Below are 17,151 nucleotides of genomic sequence, written 5' to 3' on the forward strand. Positions count from 1 at the left end.
GAAGGTGTTCATGGCCGCGCCTGCAACGCTGCCCGAGCCCAGGCAGCAGTTGATTCTCGCCATTCTCATGCTGTGTTCGCTGCTGATTTGGCTGGACAATACCGTCCTGAGTACCGCGCTGGAGACCCTTGCAGACCCGGGCCGTGGACTGGGAGCCAATCCCGGTCAGCTGCAATGGGCGACAGGTTCGTACACTCTGGCCTTCGCCACATTGATGTTCACTGCGGGGGCACTGGGAGACAGGTTCGGCCACCGGACTGTGTTCTCCAGTGGATTGGCCATCTTTGCCGGGTCCTCGCTGTGGGCGGCATACGCAAGCGATGCGGGCCAGCTGATTGCGGCTCGAGCTGTGATGGGCGTGGGCAGCGCGCTGATCACGCCGGCCATGATGGCCATCCTTATGTGGACTTTCACCGGCACCGCGCGGGCTGCCGCAATCGGAATCTTTTCGACGTCGGCCGGTGTCGGAATGGCTGCCGGACCGGTACTGGCAGGTTTTCTGCTCGACCATTTCTGGTGGGGCTCGGTCTTCCTGATCAATGTCCCGGTCGCGGCCCTGGCACTGGCGGGGCTCGCCGTGCTGGTTCCGAATTTCCGCAGCCCTGTTCGGCGGCCCATGGACCCCGCAGGAATGCTGCTGTTGATCAGCGGCCTCGTGGCGTTGGCCTACGGACTGATCCGGGCGGGGCAGGTGGCGGCGTGGACGCGTACCGACGTCTGGGCGCCGATCGTCGGCGGTCTGCTTCTGCTGGCTGTTTTCGTATTGGTCGAACTACGTCTCAAGGCGCCCAGCTTCAACCCGCGACTGTTCGCGCAGCGCACCTTCAGCGGCGGCAATGTAGCGCTCGGGCTGCTGCTCTTCGGTGTGGCTGCCATCACCTTCTATAACGCGTTCTACCTTCAGGGTGCGCTCGGATTTTCGCCGACGAAGGCGGGTTTGGCCAATATCCCGACGGCGGCCGGTGCGCTCGCGGGGGCGCCTCTCGCCTCGCGCCTGGTTCGCCGCCTGCCGCTCCGCCTGGTCGCCGTGCCGGCACTGACCGTGGCTGCGTTGACCATGGGCGGGTACGGGTTCCTCGGACTCCAGACTCCGCTCGTCTGGGTCGAGGTCCTGTTGTTGATCCAGGGTCTCTCGATCGGCATGGTGATCGGTCCCGTCACGGCCGCGTTGACCAACGACTTGCCGTTGGAACAGGCCGGTGCAGGATCGGCGGTCACCAACACCGTGCGGCAAACCGGCAGTGTGATCGGAATCGCCGTCGGCGGCACGATCATGTCGATCATGTACCGACGGGCCATCGAACCTTCGCTGGAGGGCGTACCCGGTCCGCTGCAGGATCAGGTGCGAGTTTCCGCAGAACAGGCCCGCCACGTCGCCGCCACCATGCACCAGCCCACTCTCGCGCAGGCTGCTGACCATGCCCTTGTCGATGCCATGCACGTCGGCGCAGGCTGGATTGCGGCCATCGCACTGCTCGGAGCAGTCGTGCTGCTGATCACCTTGCCTGCTGCCGGGAAGAAGAAGAGTCCGGCAGTGGAGCCGGACTGTGAAGAGGCGCGCAGCTCCGACTCTCGATCCACCGCGTGAAGGTCGACCGGATTCCCTCCGCCCATGAGCTCGAAGGGCGGGCTCGCCCATAAGAACTTTCCTAACTCAATGCGGATCGGAGTCGTCTCCAGCAGATGAGTGAGCAGGCGAGCTTGAGGAAGGCCTCGTGAATGTCGTGACGGATCTCCCAGCGGATGCGGAGGCGTCTGAACCAGTGCAGGAGCGCGATGGTCTGTTCCACTACCCAGCGTTTGGTTCCCAGGCCTGAGTTGTGTTGATTGCGTCGGGCGATGCGGTGTCGGATCTTCCTGCTCCGCAGGAGGGTGCGGTTGGCCCGGGAGTCGTAGCCGCCGTCTGCGTAGACCTCGTCGGGAAGGCTGGCGGGACGGCCGACTTTCCCACGGATGGGCGGGAGAGCCTCCAGCATGGGGGCGAGCTCACGCATATCGTTGAAGTTGCCGCCGGTCAGGCGTACGGCAAGCGGGATGCCGTTGGCATCGCAGATCACGTGATGCTTGGAGCCCGGACGTCCTCGGTCGACCGGGCTCCTGCCAGTTTTGGGCCGCCTTTCATGGCCCGGATATGGGAGCTGTCGATCACCGCCCGTGACAGGTCGAGACGGTCAGCGGCGCGGAGCTCGGCCAGCATCACCTCGTGCAGGGCCTGCCAGACACCCGCTTCATTCCAGTCGCGCAGTCGTCTCCAGCACGTCATGCCCGACCCGAAGCCCAGCTCGGCCGGCAGCCACTCCCACCGGATCCCGGTGTAGAGGACGAACAGAATCCCGCACAGCACCTGACGATCATCCAGAGCCTTCCGGCCCGGATACCGATGCCGGCGCTGCCGCACCGGCAGCAGAGGCCTGATGCGAGCCCATAACTCGTCGTCCACCACCCACGGCTGAGGATCGCGCTTGCCCACGCACACCCAACGGCGTCACCCAGTCAGAGGACACGCTCAGCCCATTTTGTTAGGAGTTCTAAGGCAGGCGGGCATGGGAGCGCAAACAGCGATGACGTCCAGCTGCCTGCCGCGGGCCGGGCGGTCCGCTTGGCGGCGGCGGCACACTTCACCAAGGAGCCCTCTGTTGTCGAAGAAGAACGATCCTGCTGTGCGTGCGGTTCAATCGGAGCGGGACTACGTGTCCTCCTTGTATGCACTGCTCGCCGACCGTGTGTCCGAGGCGCGAGCACAGCGAGCCAGCGTGCTGAAGGCCCCGGCGGAAAGCGCCGGGGAGGCATACGAGAGGGAGATTGCCGCAGAGCGTCTGGCCAAGGAAATCGGACGGCTGGAGGGCGCCGAAAGGGGGCTGGTCTTCGGGCGCATCGACTGGACAGACGGCACGGCCCTGCGCCTCGGACGGATCGGCCTGCATACGGAGGAGGATGACCTGCCCCTGCTCGTGGACTGGCGCGCAAACGCGGCGCGGCCCTTCTACGAGGCGACACCAGTCCACCCGGTGGGCTTGCGGCGGCGCCGGCACCTGCGTCTCGAGGAGCGCACGGTCATCTCGGTGAGTGACGAACTGCTGGACGGGACCGCCCCGACCGACGAGGACGTCGTGGGCGACGGCCCGTTGACCGAGGCTCTGTCGGCACGGCGGACGGGCAGGGTGCACGCGGCCGTCGCGACACTGCAGGCCGAGCAGGACGAGATCGTCCGCTCCGCCCACCGCGGGGTGACCGTGGTGCAGGGCGGGCCCGGGACCGGCAAGACAGTGGTCGCCCTGCACCGGGCGGCCTATGTCCTGTACGCGTTCCCGCGCGCCGCGGAAGAGGGTGTCCTGGTGGTGGGCCCGAACGCCCGGTTCCTCGACTACATCTCGCATGTCCTTCCGTCACTCGGAGAGAATGACGTCGTTCTGGCGACCTGCCAGGAACTGGCCGGAGTGTCCACGGACACGGCAGACCCGTTCGATACGGCGCGCCTCAAGGGCAGCTCCGACCTCGCGGATGCCCTGGCCGGTCTGCTGCGCGTCCACCAAGCCCCCACAGGTGACTTCACCGTGTGGGTCGGACAGGAACTGGTCCGCCTCTCCGGCGAGGAAGTCGCCGCGGCCCGCGAGGGTGCCGTGGCAGCCGTATCGGGGCACAACCCCGCGCGCCAGGTGTTCAAGGAGCTGTTGGTCGACGCCGTGACCGACGGGATGCAACGCGACATGGGCGACCTGCTCGAACAGATCGACGCCGATGCCGAGAGGATGACGGGCATCAACCTCGACCGGTTCACGGGGGCCGCCCAGCGCCGTGCAGAAGGTGCGGCCGACCCGGGCCCGGTCCATGAGCTGGACTTGGACGCCATCCGAGCCGATCTCCTCGACGACGCCGGCGTCGACCGGGCGGTCGAGGTGTTGTGGCCGCGGCTGGCACCCGGTGACCTGGTGCAGGCACTCCTGACGAACGCCGGCGCTCTCGCCGAGCGCCTGCCCCGCCTTACCGCCCAGGAGAGGTCCCTCCTGCTGCGCGCTCCGCACGACCCGTGGACCGATGCCGATGTGCCGTTGCTGGACGAGGCGGCGAGCCTGGTCGACGGCCTTCCCGAGCGGACGTACGGGCACGTCGTCGTCGACGAGGCGCAGGAACTGACCGCCATGCAGTGGCGGATGATCGTCCGCCGCTGCCCGGCAAGGGCGATGACGCTGGTGGGTGACTTCGCCCAGGCAGGCCCGGTCGCGACAGCACGCGACTGGAAGGAAGCACTGAGCCCCCACGTCGGACCGCGGTTCACACTGCACAACCTGACCGTCAGCTACCGTACCACGCAGGAGATCCTGGAGAGCGTCCGGGATCTGCTCCTGGGGATCGCGCCGGACCAGAAGCCCACACGGTCACTGCGAAGCGGTGAGAGCCCTCGCGCCGTGACCACACGTCCGGACGGGTTGGTCAGCGCCGTCGCCCAGGAAGTCCGCGCCCAGAGCAGCGCGTACCCGGGCGAGCTTCTGGGAGTGATCTGCGCGGACACTAGTACTGCTCCGCGGAAGTTCGTGGAGGGGTGTTGATCAGGCGGCCTTGAGCGGTGTGCCTTCGTAGGTCCATCGGTAGGGCTGGGCGGTCTCGTTGTGCCCGATGACGTATGCCTCCAGTTTCTCGATCAGGTCGTCGCGGCTGGTGAAGTCGCCATGCCGCACGACCCGGCGGGTGAGGGCGGAGAAGAACAGCTCGACCTGGTTGAGCCAGGAGGCGTGCGGCGGGGTCCAGCGGACGTGCCAGCGCGGGTGCGCGGCCAGCCACGCCTTGGTGTGCTTAGCGGTGTGGGGGGAGCCGTTGTCGAGAACGACGTGGATCTCCTTGCCAGGAGCGATCGCCCGGTCGAGCTGGTCCAGGAAGGCGGTGAAGGTCGCCGCGTTGTTGCGGGCGATCACCTCGGTGAGGACCTCACCGGTACGAACGTCGAGAGCGGCGACGAGGGAGGCGGTGCCATCACGCCGGTACTCGAACTCCTGCCGGGCGGGTTCACCGGGGCGTGCGGGACGACCGGGATAGCGGCGTGAACGGGCGGCGATCGCGGTCTTCTCGTCGATGGAGAGCACCCCCGCCCCCTCCGGCGGATCAAGGTAGAGGGCGCACACTGCGGACGCTCGCTGCCAGAAGTCGGGGGTGTCCCGGCGGGTGAGCCAGCCACGGACCTTGTGCGGCTTCAGGTCCAGACCGGCCAGGATCCGGCCGACTTGGGAGGCGGAGACCGACACCAAGCAGGCACCGGCCACGCGCTGGGCGACGGCCCGGTGCGACCAGGTCCCCTCCGGATGCGGCGGCATGCTGGTTGCTGTGGCCACGATCGCCACGCGGACCTCGGGCCCGTAGATCTTCGGCCGCCCCGACCGTTCGGCGTCCCGCAGGCCGTCCGGGCCCAGTGCGGCGAACCGCCCGCGCCACTTGCGCACCGTGTTCACGCTGACCTCGAGCTCCCTGGCGATCGCGCCATTGGCGAGTCCGTCCGCCGCCGCGAGGACGATCCGGGCCCGCAGCACCGCCCGCATCTCGGACTTCGCCGAGGCCACCGTCCGCACCAGCCGCTCGCGGACCCGCGAATCGATCGCCACCGCCACCGCTGTCCCTGCCCGTCGCCCACCCTCCACGGCCAACGATCATGGCGGGCCGCCGCCGCACCCGGCAGGATGGGCCCGTGCCGAAGAACCCCCCGGAAGCGATGCAGCACCACCTGCGCCAGCGTCTGAACCGCCACGCCCGCGAAGGCTGGCCCCACATAGACGCCATCACGGTCCGCTTCCGCACAGGATTCGCCTACGTGGCAGCCGAGTTGCCCGGCGAGCGGAGCCTGCCGCTTTGCCGACTGCGCTTCACCGGCGTGCTGCACACCTGGGGCTTCGCCCTCTATCTGGCCAGCAGCGACAGCTACCGGGACAACATCCTGCCCAGCGGACTGCCGGCCGGCTCCCCGGAGGAAGCCCTCGACTGCGCAGGCGACCTCTACCTCAACGCTCTCGCGCCGGCCATCCGGGTGCCGGCAGGACTCGTTGTCCTCGTCGGCCCACCGGCCTCGGGTAAGACCAGCTTCGTTCGGGCACTGATCGCGAGCCGGCAGATCGACGCGGAAGCCGTGGTGTCCAGCGACGAGATCCGCGCGGAGCTTTTCGGCACCTCACCCGCGCAAGCGGAATCCGACGCGGCGGACGCACGAACGTTCGAGGAACGTGACCGCAGGATCGTCGCCAGGCTCGCCACCGGACACAGCGCAGTCGCCGAGTCAACGAACGTCACACCGCAGGCACGCGCACGACTCATCGCCATCGCCAGGCGCTTCAACGCCCCGGTGACCATGCTGCGATTCAACCCCGACGTCACCGACCTCCTCCAGCAGTACACCGAGCGAGGCCGCACGGACCTCACCGCCGCGGACGTCCGTGCCTACGCCGCCATCATGACCCGGGACGCCAGTGCCGACCAGCTCCGCTCCGAAGGCGCAACCACCGTCCACGATGTCCCCGGACGCCGCCAAGCGACCACGCCCGCCGAAGCCGCCGCGCGCTTCTCCTTCGCCTGACACATCCGACGTGTCCAGACCTGCCTTCCGACAACCCCTCCACGAACTTCCGCGGAGCAGCACTAGGATGGGCGAGCTGACGGCCCAGGGCATCGCTCACCACGCACGCATCGTGCCGGCGTCCGAAGCACGCGGTCTGGAATTCGACGGGGTCGTCGTCATGAACCCCGAGGAGATCATCACGAACCGCCCCGGCGGGGAAAGGGACTTGTACGTAGCCCTGACCCGGGCCACCAAGCGCCTCTGCACCATCGCCGTCCAGTCCGCCTGAAGACTTGGCGCCCGCGTCGTTGCCGCGAACGCACTCCGCGGGGTACAGACTCCGGCTCGCGCCGGGGGGCTGCTCCAGGACTGCCTCCCGTCCACGGTGTACGCGTTGCCGGGGTCCGGGCCCAGGCGGTCGGGGCCGGATGCGGTCGCTCATCCGGCGATGGCGAGGTTGTGCATGAGGGCGATGCCGAGCATGGCGTGGTGGACTCCCTCGTCGTGGAGGCGGCAGTCGCGGAGGATCTTCCAGGTCTTGAAGCGGGCCAAGGCATGGAAGACGCGGGTGGGTGCCTGCATGCAGGACGTGTGGCGGGTCTGCTTCGGGTCGGGCAGTCCTCCGCCTTGGCGAAGGCGGTGCGGCAGGACGAATCCGGTGCCCGGGCAGCCGCCGTCGGCCGTGGCCATGGTCGTGCCGACGGAGGCCTCGGCGCCGGACTCCGCCGATGCGTTGCAGTCGTTGCGGTGTCCGGCGGGGGGCCGGCCGACCACGATGACCAGGCGGGTGTCGGCGTCGATGACGACCTGGCGGCTGGTGGACAACCGGCAGTTCCCCGACCGGGCGGCGGTGGTGGTGGATTTGTGGGCGGGGACCAGGGTGCCGTCCACGATGAGCACGGTGTCCTTGCCGAACCGTTTGCGGGGCTGGAGCGCAAGCATCGGCCCGAGGTGGTCGATGATGCGGGCCGCGGCCGACTTGGACACTCCGAAAAGCGCCGCGATCTGGCGCATGGTGAGGTTGGTGCGCCAGTACGTCGCGACCAGCAGTGCCCGGTCTCTGGCGCGACGGTCCGTCACGGCACCCGACCAGGCAGGTGGTGACGCCGCCTCGAAGCGCGCGTCAATGATTGCTCTGACGGCACGTGAACAACAGGTACTGCGTCTGATTGCGGAGGGGCAGAACAACCGGCAAGTCGCCGGATCGCTGCGCATCTCTGAGCATGGGGTCAAACGCACGGTCGGCATCATTCTGGCCAAGCTCAACTGCCCGAATCACACTCTTGCGGTTGTCCGGGCCGTGGAGTCGGGGCTCCTCGCTGTGTGAGGTGTCGACCCGTTGACGAAGGTCTGTCCGCCCCTGTGACAGGACGTCCGGCCGCGCCCTACCGAGGGGGCGGCGTGGGTGTTGAGCCCATCGCTCCTGCGTGTCGGCGGGTGACTGCATGATTGGCCGGACACCCCGCACAGCGCAGCCGGACGAGGGCGTGGGCGGTGCGGGGTGCGGGGTGGTCAGACGGGGAGGCCTGTGGGTTCCTTGATGCGTTTCATGATGATCTGGGAGTTGACCTCCGTGACGCCCGAGAGGGCTGTCAGCTGTTCGATCCAGAGGCGTTCGTACGCGCGCAGGTCCGCGACCGCGATGCGGAGCAGGCAGCCCGGGCTGCCGAAGAGGCGGTAGGCCTCGATGACGTCCGGGATGTCCTGCAGGGCGGCCTCGAAGGCCTCGACCGCCTCGCGGTCCCGGCGCACCTCGACCGAGACGAGCACTTCGAAGCCGCGGCCCACCGCCTCCGGGGAGATCACCGCGCGGTAGCCCTGGATCACCCCGTCCTGTTCGAGCTGGCGTACGCGGCGCATGCACGGGGACGGGGTCAGGCCCACGCGCTGGGCCAGCTCCTGGTTGCTGAGGCGGCCGTCGGCTTGGAGCTCACGCAAGATATCTCTGTCAATCGCGTCCATGGCGCAATTATCGCTTGGTGAATGTTACGGGAGGGGAGAAAGAAGCAATCGCGTTGCGCGTAGATCTCTCTATCATTGCCGGGTTCCGCACGCGTGTGCGGGGCCTCACTCTCGTATGCGCGCACGATGGAAGGCGGCCACGGCCATGGGACGGATCGTCGTCATCAGCACCGGCGGAACCATAGCCAGCCGCTGGCAGGGCTCCGGTTTCGCGGCGGAAGCCGACGGCCAGGAGGTCGTCGCCACGGCGCCGCTTCCCGAGGGCGTGACCGTCGAGCTGGTCGACCTGTTCAGCGTGAACAGCCCCCGGCTCACCACCGCCCACCAGCTGACGCTGCTGCGTACCGTGCACGAGGTGCTTGCCGACCCGGGTGTGGACGGCATCGTCGTCACGCACGGCACCGACACCCTGGAGGAGAGCGCTTTCCTCGTCGACCTGCACCACCACGACGCACGCTCCGTGGTGTTCACCGGTTCGCAGCGGCCCATGGGCACGGCCGACGGTGACGGGCCGGGGAACCTGTACGACGCCCTGCTCACCGCGGCGAACACGCGCGGGCTCGGCGTGCTGATCGCCTTCGCGGGGCGGCTGCACGCCGCCCGCGGCACGGTGAAGACCCAGGCTGTGGACCTGGACGCGTTCGCCGACCCCTCGAAGGAACTGCTCGGGAAGATCGGCTACGGCAAGGTCACCATGCTGCGTACGCCGCAGCGGCCGGCGGCGCTGGCGCTGCCGGCCATGCCGGAGGTTCCGCCGCGGGTGGACATGGTCATGCACCACGCCGACGGGGACCCGGTGCTGCTGAACGCGGCGGTCGAGGCGGGGGCGCGGGGGATCGTGCTGATCGGGACCGGTGCGGGGAATGCGACGCCGGAGATCGTGGAGGCGGTCAGGGATGCGGTGGCCCGGGGGGTACTGGTCGCGTTGACCACGCGGGTGGTGGCCGGGCCGGTGACCGAGATCTACACGCACGGCGGTGCGGTGGACCTGGTGGCGGCCGGGGCCGTGCCGACCGGGACGCTGCGGGCCGGGCAGGCGCGGATTGCCGTGCTGGCCGCGTTGCTCGCGTCTCACGAGGTGGGGGAGCGGACGCGGGTGCTGCGTGAGGTGTTGGCTGCGGGTGGGTCGGTGCTCGTCGACGCGTGATCCCTCCGGGGGGCGGGGTACGGGCTCGGCTGCGCCGGGCTTGGCCCTGGGGGCGGGGGTTCGGCTGCGCGCCGAGGCCCTCGGGGCTCCGCCCCGGACCCCGCGCCTCAAACGCCGGCGGGGCTGAATATGTGACCCCGCGTCTCGAACGCCGGCGAGGCTGATCATCCGGCTTCGCGCCTTGAACCCCGGCGGGGCTGGGAGTGGGGCCCGGCTTGGGCGCGGGGTGAACCTGCGGGTCGGCTGCCGGGGCTCCGCCCCGGACCCCGCGCCTCAAACGCCGGCCGGGCTGGTTGTGCGGCCCTGCGCTGCGAGCGCCGGCGGGGCTCCGCCCCGGACCCTGCGCCTCAAGCGCCGGCGGGGCTGATCATGTGGCCCCGCGCCCCTAACGCCGGCCGGGCTGGGAATGGGGGCCCCCGGGGGCTCTGCTGCGGCCCCGCGCCCCCAACGCTGTCGGGTCTTGTCAGGTCGTGTCGGCCCGGGGCTCGTCCGTCGGGGGTGGCGGGGTGGTGAAGGCTGACAGGAGTTGGTCCGCCGCCGAGGTGGGGGTGGTGGTGCCCGTGCGGACGGCGGATTCCAGGGTGGGGGTCAGGGCGCGGACTGCGGGGTGGGCGCGGAGGCGTTCCAGGAGTTCTTCGCGGACCATCGACCAGGTCCACTCCACCTGCTGCGCCGCCCGCTTCGCGGCCAGGCGGCCGCCCGCTTCGAGCAGGGTGCGGTGCTGTTCCAGGCGGTTCCAGACCTCGTCGAGGCCGGACGATTCGCGGGCGCTGCACGTCAGGACCGGGGGGGTCCAGGCGGCGTCGGCAGGGTGCATCAGGCGCAGCGCGCCCGCCAGTTCGCGGGCCGCCGCCTTGGCGTCCCGTTCGTGCGGGCCGTCGGCCTTGTTGACGGCGAGGACGTCCGCCAGTTCCAGCACGCCCTTCTTGATGCCCTGGAGCTGGTCCCCCGTACGCGCCAGCGAGAGCAGGAGGAAGGAGTCGACCATGCCGGCGACCGTGGTCTCCGACTGGCCGACGCCGACCGTCTCGACGAGGACCACGTCGTAGCCCGCCGCCTCCATGACGATCATCGACTCCCGGGTGGCTTTCGCGACGCCGCCCAGCGTCCCCGCCGAGGGGGAGGGGCGGACGAACGCCGCCGGGTCCACCGACAAGCGCTCCATCCTGGTCTTGTCGCCCAGGATGGAGCCGCCCGTGCGCTTGGACGACGGGTCCACGGCGAGCACCGCCACGCGGTGGCCGAGCCCCGTCAGCATCGTGCCGAACGCGTCGATGAAGGTGGACTTGCCCACCCCCGGCACCCCGCTGATGCCGATCCGGCGCGCCCGGCCCGCGTGCGGCAGGAGCTGCGTCAGCAGCTGCTGCGCCAGGACCCGGTGCTCGGCGCGGGTGGACTCGACGAGGGTGATCGCGCGGGCGATGTGGGCGCGCTTGCCGTCGAGCACGCCTTTGGCGTACGCGTCGACGTCGATCTTCGGGGGCATCCGCGCGGCCGCCTACAGCTCGTGGCCCAGATCCGCGGCCAGCCGCGTCACCAGGTCGTGCGCCGCGTCCGGGATCACCGTGCCGGGCGGGAAGACGGCGGTGGCGCCCATCTCCAGCAGCGTGGGGACGTCGGCCGGCGGGATGACACCGCCCACCACGATCATGATGTCCTCGCGGCCCTCCTCCGCCAGCTGCTCGCGCAGCGCCGGTACGAGGGTCAGGTGGCCGGCCGCCAGGGAGGAGACACCCACCACGTGCACGTCCGCCTCGACGGCCTGGCGGGCCACCTCCGCCGGGGTCTGGAACAGCGGGCCGACGTCCACGTCGAAGCCCAGGTCGGCGAAGGCGGTCGCGATGACCTTCTGGCCGCGGTCGTGCCCGTCCTGGCCCATCTTGGCGACCAGGATGCGCGGACGGCGGCCCTCCGCCTCCTCGAACCGGTCCACGAGCGCACGGGTGCGCTCCACCGACGGCGACTCGCCTGCTTCGTTGCGGTACACACCGGAGATCGTACGGATCTGGCTGGCGTGCCGCCCGTACACCTTCTCCAGGGCGTCCGAGATCTCACCGACGGTGGCCTTCGCGCGCGCCGCGTCCACCGCGAGCGCCAGCAGGTTGCCCTCGCCGCTGCCGGCCGCGTTCGTCAGCGCCCGCAGGGTGTCCTGGGTGACGGCCTCGTCCCGTTCCTCGCGCAGCCGGCGCAGCTTCGCGATCTGCTGGGCGCGTACGGAGGAGTTGTCGACCTTGAGGACGTCGATGGCCTCGTCGCTCTCCACGCGGTACTTGTTGACGCCGATCACCGGCTGGCGGCCGGAGTCGATGCGCGCCTGGGTGCGGGCCGCGGCCTCCTCGACGCGCAGCTTCGGGATGCCCGCGTCGATGGCCTGCGCCATGCCGCCGGCCGCCTCGACCTCCTCGATGTGCTGCCAGGCGCGGCGGGCGAGGTCGTAGGTCAGCTTCTCCACGTACGCGCTGCCGCCCCAGGGGTCGATCGAGCGGCAGGTGCCCGACTCCTGCTGGAGGAGGAGCTGGGTGTTGCGGGCGATGCGCGCCGAGAAGTCCGTCGGCAGGGCGAGCGCCTCGTCGAGGGCGTTGGTGTGCAGCGACTGGGTGTGGCCCTGGGTCGCCGCCATCGCCTCGATGCAGGTGCGGGTGACGTTGTTGAAGACGTCCTGCGCCGTGAGGGACCAGCCGGAGGTCTGCGAGTGGGTGCGCAGGGAGAGGGACTTGGCGTTCTTCGGGTCGAACTGCTTGACCAGGCGCGCCCACAGCAGCCGGGCGGCGCGCAGCTTCGCGACCTCCATGAAGAAGTTCATGCCGATGGCCCAGAAGAACGACAGGCGCGGCGCGAAGGCGTCCACGTCCAGTCCGACGGCCTGGCCCGCGCGCAGGTACTCGACGCCGTCGGCGAGGGTGTACGCCAGCTCCAGGTCGGCCGTGGCCCCGGCTTCCTGGATGTGGTAGCCGGAGATGGAGATCGAGTTGTACCGGGGCATCTTCTGCGAGGTGAACGCGAAGATGTCGGAGATGATCCGCATCGAGGGCTTCGGCGGGTAGATGTAGGTGTTGCGGACCATGAACTCTTTGAGGATGTCGTTCTGGATGGTCCCGGCGAGCTTGTCGGGGGAGACGCCCTGCTCCTCCGCCGCCACGATGTACAGGGCGAGGACCGGCAGCACGGCGCCGTTCATCGTCATCGACACCGACATCTTGTCCAGCGGGATCCCGTCGAACAGCTGGCGCATGTCGTAGATCGAGTCGATGGCCACGCCCGCCATGCCGACGTCGCCGGTGACGCGGGGGTGGTCGCTGTCGTAGCCGCGGTGCGTGGGCAGGTCGAAGGCGACCGACAGCCCCTTCTGCCCGGCGGCCAGGTTGCGCCGGTAGAAGGCGTTGGACTCCTCGGCCGTGGAGAATCCCGCGTACTGCCGGATCGTCCAGGGCTGGTTGACGTACATCGTCGGGTACGGGCCGCGCAGGTACGGGGCCACGCCCGGGTACGTCGCCAGGAAGTCCAGGCCCTCCAGGTCCCGCCCGGTGTAGAGCGGCTTCACGCCGATGCCCTCGGGGGTCTCCCACACGAGGTCGTCGGGGGCGGCGCCGGTGGCCTCCTTGACGGCGGCGCGCCACTGGTCCTCGGAGCCGGCCGAGGGGCCGCCGCCGTCCAGTGCGAGCCCGGAGAAATCGGGGATGCTGCTCAAGACGTCACTCCCATCCGGTCGAGTACCGAGGACAGCACCTCGACGGCGTCGCAGCCGGCGAAGACGTACGCGTCCACCGCTTCCGCGGCAGTGCCGGGCTTGCCCGCGAGGAACACCGTGCTCGCTCCTGCCGCGCGCAGGGCCGCGGCCACCTCGGCGGCCTGCTCCCCGTACAGCGCGTCACTGGAGCAGAGCACGGCCGTGCCGTCCGCGCCGCTCGCCGCATAGGCTTCCGCGGCCGAGTCCGGGGTCACGGACACCGGGTCGTGGACGGCCTCGATGCCGCCCGCCTGGAACAGGTTCGAGGCGAAGGTCGCCCGCGCGGTGTGCGCGGCTGCCGGACCCAGTGCGGCGAGGAAGATCCGCGGCCGGGCCCCGGTGGCCGCCAGGTGCGCGTCGCTGCGGGCGCGCAGTGCTTCGTAGGCCTCGTCGCGCCGGACGCGGGGCAGACCGCCGACGGGTCCTGCGGGGGCGGGCTCGCGCACGACCGGCTTCTCCGCGAGCAGCGGGAACTCGCTGACCCCGGTGACGGGTTCGCGGCGCCGGGCCAGCTCCTTCGAGCGGGCGGCCCAGGTGGTGGCGAGGCGTTCGGCCACCAGTCCCGAGCGCAGGGCGGTGGCCAGGCCGCCCGCCTTCTCCACCGTCTGGAAGAAGTCCCAGGCGGCGTGCGCGAGTTCGTCGGTGAGGCGCTCCACGTAGTACGAGCCGCCGGCCGGGTCGATCACGCGGGCCAGGTGCGACTCCTCCACCAGGATGGTGGAGGTGTTGCGGGCGATGCGGCGCGCGAAGGCGTCAGGCAGGCCCAGTTCGTGGTCGAAGGGCAGGACGGTCACGGAGTCCGCGCCGGCCACGCCCGCGGCCATGCAGGCCACGGTGGTACGCAGCATGTTCACCCACGGGTCCCGGCGGGTCATCATCACCGGGGAGGTCACGGCGTGCTGGCGCTGGGCGCCGGACTCCGGGGCCCCGCAGGCCTCGGCGACACGGGCCCACAGCCGGCGGGCTGCGCGCAGCTTGGCGATGGTGAGGAACTGGTCCGCGGTGGCGGCGTAGCGGAACTCCAGCTGGCCCAGTGCCGCTTCGACGCCGAGTCCGGCCGCGGTCAGGGCCCGCAGGTAGGCGACGCCGGTGGCCAGGGAGAGGCCCAGCTCCTCGGCCGCGGAGCCGCCGGCCTCGTGGTAGGGCAGCGCGTCCACGGCGAGGGCGCGGATCCCCGGGTATCCGGCGGAGGCGGTCTCGGCCAGCGCGACGGCTTCGGCGAGGTCCAGGGCCTCGCCGGTCCGGGCCTCGTGGCCCAGCGGGTCGGCTCCGAGGCAGCCCCGTGCCGCTTCAGGCGCGACCTCGCGGTCGGCGTACAGGCGCAGCAACGCCCGGGCGGCGGCCGCGTATTCGGCGCCGGCGTCGAGCGAGACGGGAGCGAGGTCGAGGTAGACGCCGTCCAAGGCGCGCGGGAGCGCGTCGACGGGGAGCCCGTCCCGGCCCAGGGTGAGCCAGAGCGAGGTCACCCCGTTCTCCAGGTCGGCGAGGACGGCCTCGTTCACCCGTACGGGATCGCTGCCGAGGTGGCGCTGGCGTACGTCCCAGCCGTCGGCGGCGCTCCCCTCGGCCCGGCCGCCGCGGACGAAGGGGGCCGAACCGGGGAAGCCGGTGTCGGCCGCGGTTGCGGGTGCGGTGTAGAGCGGGCGGGTGGTGAGCCCGTCCTCGAGCGTGGTGGACAACGCGTCTTCTGCGGCCTCGCCGGTTGCTTCCTTGCCCGACTTGCGCAGCACGCCTTCTACCAGGCGCTGCCACTGCTCATGCGTCGCGTCAGGGAACTCGGCGGCCAAGGAGAGCCCGTCGTCAGGCAGGACCGTCATGGCTCGAATGCTAGGGGGGTGCCCGGGCAACAACCAGAACCACCGGATGTGATCTCCCCCTCTCATGTGAGGTGGGAGGGGTCACGGAAGAGCGGAACGAGCCGTACTGCCGCTGCCGCGCCCGGGAGCACGGCGGGTCCGGCGTACGGTCCCACGATCCGCTCCGGAGCGCTGTGCACCCGGGAGAGGGCCGCGGCGGCCTCGCGGATCTCGGCGAGGTAGCCGTCGTGGAGCACGCTCGACAGCTCGGTGACCACCATGACCGCCGGGTTGAACACGTCCAGGAGCAGGGCGGCGGCCCGGCCGACGGCGCGGGCGCGTTCGCGCAGCAGCCGGTCGGCGCGCGGGTCGCCGGTGGCGGCGGCGTCCACGAGCATCGGGACCGACGGGTCGGGGACGATGGCGCGGCGGACGGCCTCGGCGCCGAGCGCGGTGTCGGAGGCGGTCGCCTGGAGGCAGCCCGTACGGCCGCACGCGCAGGGAGCCTGCGAGCCCGGCACCGGGAGGTGCGCGACGTCGCCGGCGGCCGCGCCGGGGCCCTGGTGCACGGCGCCCTCGGTGCCGAAGGCGGCGTCGACGACGTTGCCGATGAAGAGGTGCACGAGGCTGCGGCGGGCCTCCGGACGGCCGAAGAGGATCTCGGCGTGGGCGACGGCGCGGGCATGGTTGTCCACGGACACCGGCAGGCCCAGTGCGCGTTCCAGTGCGGCGGCGAGCGGCACGTCCCGCCAGCCGAGCGCCTCGTGCCGCACCACGGTCCCGTCGCCGGGCCGCACCCAGCCGCCGAGGGCGGCCCCGATGCCGAGCAGCGGCCGGCCGGTGTCGAACGCGCGCAGGAAGCGGCCCAGCTGTTCGGCGATGTCACGGCAGAGTGCGGGGTCGCGGGGGTCGCGGTGCGGGAAGGACCGGCGGGCCAGGAGGCGCCCGCGCAGGTCGACGAGGCTGAACGTGGACTGGGGCACCCCGACGTGCAGTCCGGCGGCCACCGGCCCGCCGACCGCCCCGGTGTGCAGGTCGAGGGGGATCCGCGGGCGTCCCACGCCTGCGGCCGGTCCGGGCAGCTCGCGCAGCAGGCCGGACCGGAGCAGCCCGGTGGCCTGCCGGGACACGGCCGCGGGGCTGAGCCCGCACAACCCGGCGATCCCGCTCCGCGCGACCGGACCGTGCTCCAGCACCGTCCGCAGCACGGAGGCGGCGTTGGCGGCGGCCCTGCTGTCACCGGCCATGCGCGTCACGGGGCCTCCTCGGTGGACGTGTTCCCCCGATCATGCCGGACCCCGGCCGGGCACCCGGCGGCAACCGCCCCGGGGGCGGCGCCTGCGGCGGGGGCACCGGCCCGGCCCGGGGCGCGGGGCGGCGCCGTACGAGGGCGGGGCGTGGCAGGGGCGTTGCGGGACCGTGAAATCCGGCCATGGTTTTCGGCCGTCCCCCGGCCGGCCGGGCGCTTCTGGTACGGGCGGGAAAGACCAGGTCAGCGGCGGTGTACGGGGTCGGGCGGGAGCCCTTCCCGGCAGGTGCGGCGGGGGCGCTGGCGGGGGTTGACCGGGAGCGGGGGCGCTGACAGGCTCCGAGCCATGTCCGCGATCGAGTACCTCGCCCCGCGGCTCCACACCCCCGGCGGCCCCTGTACGGCGCCGCTCCGGTGTCCGGGCCGCTGTCCGGCCCTGCGCCGCGCCTGAGCTCCGCCGCGCCTCCGGGCGCCGATGCCCGTGACCTGCCGGGCCGTCCGCCGGCGCCGCCGGCACCGGGGAACCTCCGCGCCCCCGGTCCCGGCGTCCACCGGAGCGTCCACCGCATCCGCACCCGTATCCGCATCCGCACCCGTATCCACGGCACCCGCATCCGCGGTACTCGCCACCACGGCTGCCGTGGGTACGGCATCCGCACCCACGGCAGCCGCGAATGACGGCCGCCGCACCCACGGCGTCCGCGCCGCACCGCCACACCACCGCACCGCGCACGA

12 protein-coding genes and 2 pseudogenes are annotated in these 17,151 nt (G+C 71.1%); 6 read left to right on the forward strand and 8 right to left on the reverse strand.

Translation table 11 applies throughout. The features are described from left to right. Positions 1–10: 10 nt before the first annotated feature. Entirely contained in the window at positions 11–1,588 is a 1,578-nt protein-coding gene (locus ACLJTM_RS30630) for an MFS transporter (RefSeq protein WP_411107029.1), read from the forward strand. Positions 1,589–1,649: 61 nt separating this feature from the next. On the opposite strand, the gene ACLJTM_RS30635 is transcribed toward ACLJTM_RS30630, so the two are convergent. Continuing rightward, positions 1,650–2,443, reverse strand: a protein-coding gene (locus tag ACLJTM_RS30635; protein ID WP_411107212.1) for an IS5 family transposase whose coding sequence is annotated in 2 segments (ribosomal slippage) — positions 1,650–2,110 and positions 2,110–2,443 — 795 coding nt in all. Because the reading frame shifts where the segments join, the coding sequence is not laid out codon by codon here. A gap of 247 nt (positions 2,444–2,690) precedes the next feature. Between ACLJTM_RS30635 and ACLJTM_RS30640 the strand changes: the two genes are divergently transcribed. Further along, positions 2,691–4,547: a HelD family protein gene (locus ACLJTM_RS30640; RefSeq protein ID WP_411107213.1), complete on the forward strand. Its 1,857-nt coding sequence runs from the start codon at positions 2,691–2,693 to the stop codon at positions 4,545–4,547. Here ACLJTM_RS30640 and ACLJTM_RS30645 read toward each other — a convergent pair whose 3' ends face one another. Next, the gene (locus tag ACLJTM_RS30645) at positions 4,548–5,591 is read right to left on the reverse strand and encodes an IS630 family transposase (RefSeq protein ID WP_411107030.1); all 1,044 of its coding nucleotides are present in this window, start codon (positions 5,589–5,591) and stop codon (positions 4,548–4,550) included. An 83-nt stretch (positions 5,592–5,674) separates the two neighbouring features. Here ACLJTM_RS30645 and ACLJTM_RS30650 point away from each other — a divergent pair, with 83 nt between their 5' ends. Continuing rightward, positions 5,675–6,553 (forward strand): AAA family ATPase, encoded by an 879-nt coding sequence (locus tag ACLJTM_RS30650; RefSeq protein WP_411107031.1) that lies wholly within the window; start codon positions 5,675–5,677, stop codon positions 6,551–6,553. 55 nt (positions 6,554–6,608) lie between these two features. Beyond that, positions 6,609–6,824 (forward strand): annotated as a pseudogene (locus tag ACLJTM_RS30655) (ATP-dependent DNA helicase); the annotation flags it as partial. A gap of 149 nt (positions 6,825–6,973) precedes the next feature. Here ACLJTM_RS30655 and ACLJTM_RS30660 read toward each other — a convergent pair. After that, positions 6,974–7,594: pseudogene (locus ACLJTM_RS30660) on the reverse strand (transposase family protein); the annotation flags it as partial. Positions 7,595–7,661: 67 nt separating this feature from the next. Between ACLJTM_RS30660 and ACLJTM_RS30665 the strand changes: the two are divergent. After that, positions 7,662–7,862, forward strand: coding sequence for a response regulator transcription factor (locus tag ACLJTM_RS30665; protein WP_411107032.1), 201 nt, complete (start codon positions 7,662–7,664; stop codon positions 7,860–7,862). A 185-nt stretch (positions 7,863–8,047) separates the two neighbouring features. Here ACLJTM_RS30665 and ACLJTM_RS30670 read toward each other — a convergent pair whose 3' ends face one another. Then, a complete protein-coding gene (locus ACLJTM_RS30670; RefSeq protein WP_411107033.1) occupies positions 8,048–8,497 on the reverse strand; it encodes an Lrp/AsnC family transcriptional regulator in 450 nt (149 codons plus the stop codon). A gap of 145 nt (positions 8,498–8,642) precedes the next feature. On the opposite strand from ACLJTM_RS30670, the gene ACLJTM_RS30675 reads away from it, so the two are divergent. Beyond that, positions 8,643–9,644 (forward strand): asparaginase, encoded by a 1,002-nt coding sequence (locus tag ACLJTM_RS30675; protein WP_411107214.1) that lies wholly within the window; start codon positions 8,643–8,645, stop codon positions 9,642–9,644. Between the two features lie 463 nt (positions 9,645–10,107). Here the strand turns inward: ACLJTM_RS30675 and meaB are convergent, their stop codons facing one another. The 4 genes from meaB to ACLJTM_RS30695 all read right to left on the reverse strand — a co-directional run bounded on the left by meaB (position 10,108) and on the right by ACLJTM_RS30695 (position 16,414). Beyond that, positions 10,108–11,130 carry a methylmalonyl Co-A mutase-associated GTPase MeaB gene (gene meaB, locus ACLJTM_RS30680; protein WP_411107034.1) on the reverse strand — a complete coding sequence of 341 codons (1,023 nt, stop codon included), beginning with the start codon at positions 11,128–11,130 and terminating at the stop codon, positions 10,108–10,110. Between the two features lie 12 nt (positions 11,131–11,142). Next, entirely contained in the window at positions 11,143–13,332 is a 2,190-nt protein-coding gene (scpA, locus tag ACLJTM_RS30685) for a methylmalonyl-CoA mutase (protein ID WP_411107035.1), read from the reverse strand. Next, positions 13,329–15,188 (reverse strand): methylmalonyl-CoA mutase small subunit, encoded by a 1,860-nt coding sequence (gene mutA / locus ACLJTM_RS30690; RefSeq protein ID WP_411107036.1) that lies wholly within the window; start codon positions 15,186–15,188, stop codon positions 13,329–13,331. Before mutA ends, scpA begins: the two co-directional genes overlap by 4 nt. A gap of 62 nt (positions 15,189–15,250) precedes the next feature. Next, positions 15,251–16,414 carry an ROK family protein gene (locus ACLJTM_RS30695; RefSeq protein ID WP_411107215.1) on the reverse strand — a complete coding sequence of 388 codons (1,164 nt, stop codon included), beginning with the start codon at positions 16,412–16,414 and terminating at the stop codon, positions 15,251–15,253. Positions 16,415–17,151 lie beyond the last annotated feature (737 nt).

The sequence above is a fragment of the Streptomyces sp. cmx-4-9 genome (assembly GCF_046548835.1).
In the GTDB taxonomy this organism is placed as follows: Bacteria; Actinomycetota; Actinomycetes; order Streptomycetales; family Streptomycetaceae; genus Streptomyces.

Excerpts from the sequence above, each read along its gene's own strand:
- meaB (WP_411107034.1), bottom strand. The coding sequence starts at position 11,130 with ATGCCCCCGAAGATCGACGTCGACGCGTACGCCAAAGGCGTGCTCGAC.
- ACLJTM_RS30670 (WP_411107033.1), bottom strand. The coding sequence starts at position 8,497 with ATGGACGCGATTGACAGAGATATCTTGCGTGAGCTCCAAGCCGACGGC.
- ACLJTM_RS30675 (WP_411107214.1), top strand. The coding sequence starts at position 8,643 with ATGGGACGGATCGTCGTCATCAGCACCGGCGGAACCATAGCCAGCCGC.
- ACLJTM_RS30695 (WP_411107215.1), bottom strand. The coding sequence starts at position 16,414 with ATGGCCGGTGACAGCAGGGCCGCCGCCAACGCCGCCTCCGTGCTGCGG.
- mutA (WP_411107036.1), bottom strand. The coding sequence starts at position 15,188 with ATGACGGTCCTGCCTGACGACGGGCTCTCCTTGGCCGCCGAGTTCCCT.
- ACLJTM_RS30665 (WP_411107032.1), top strand. The coding sequence starts at position 7,662 with ATGATTGCTCTGACGGCACGTGAACAACAGGTACTGCGTCTGATTGCG.
- ACLJTM_RS30630 (WP_411107029.1), top strand. The coding sequence starts at position 11 with ATGGCCGCGCCTGCAACGCTGCCCGAGCCCAGGCAGCAGTTGATTCTC.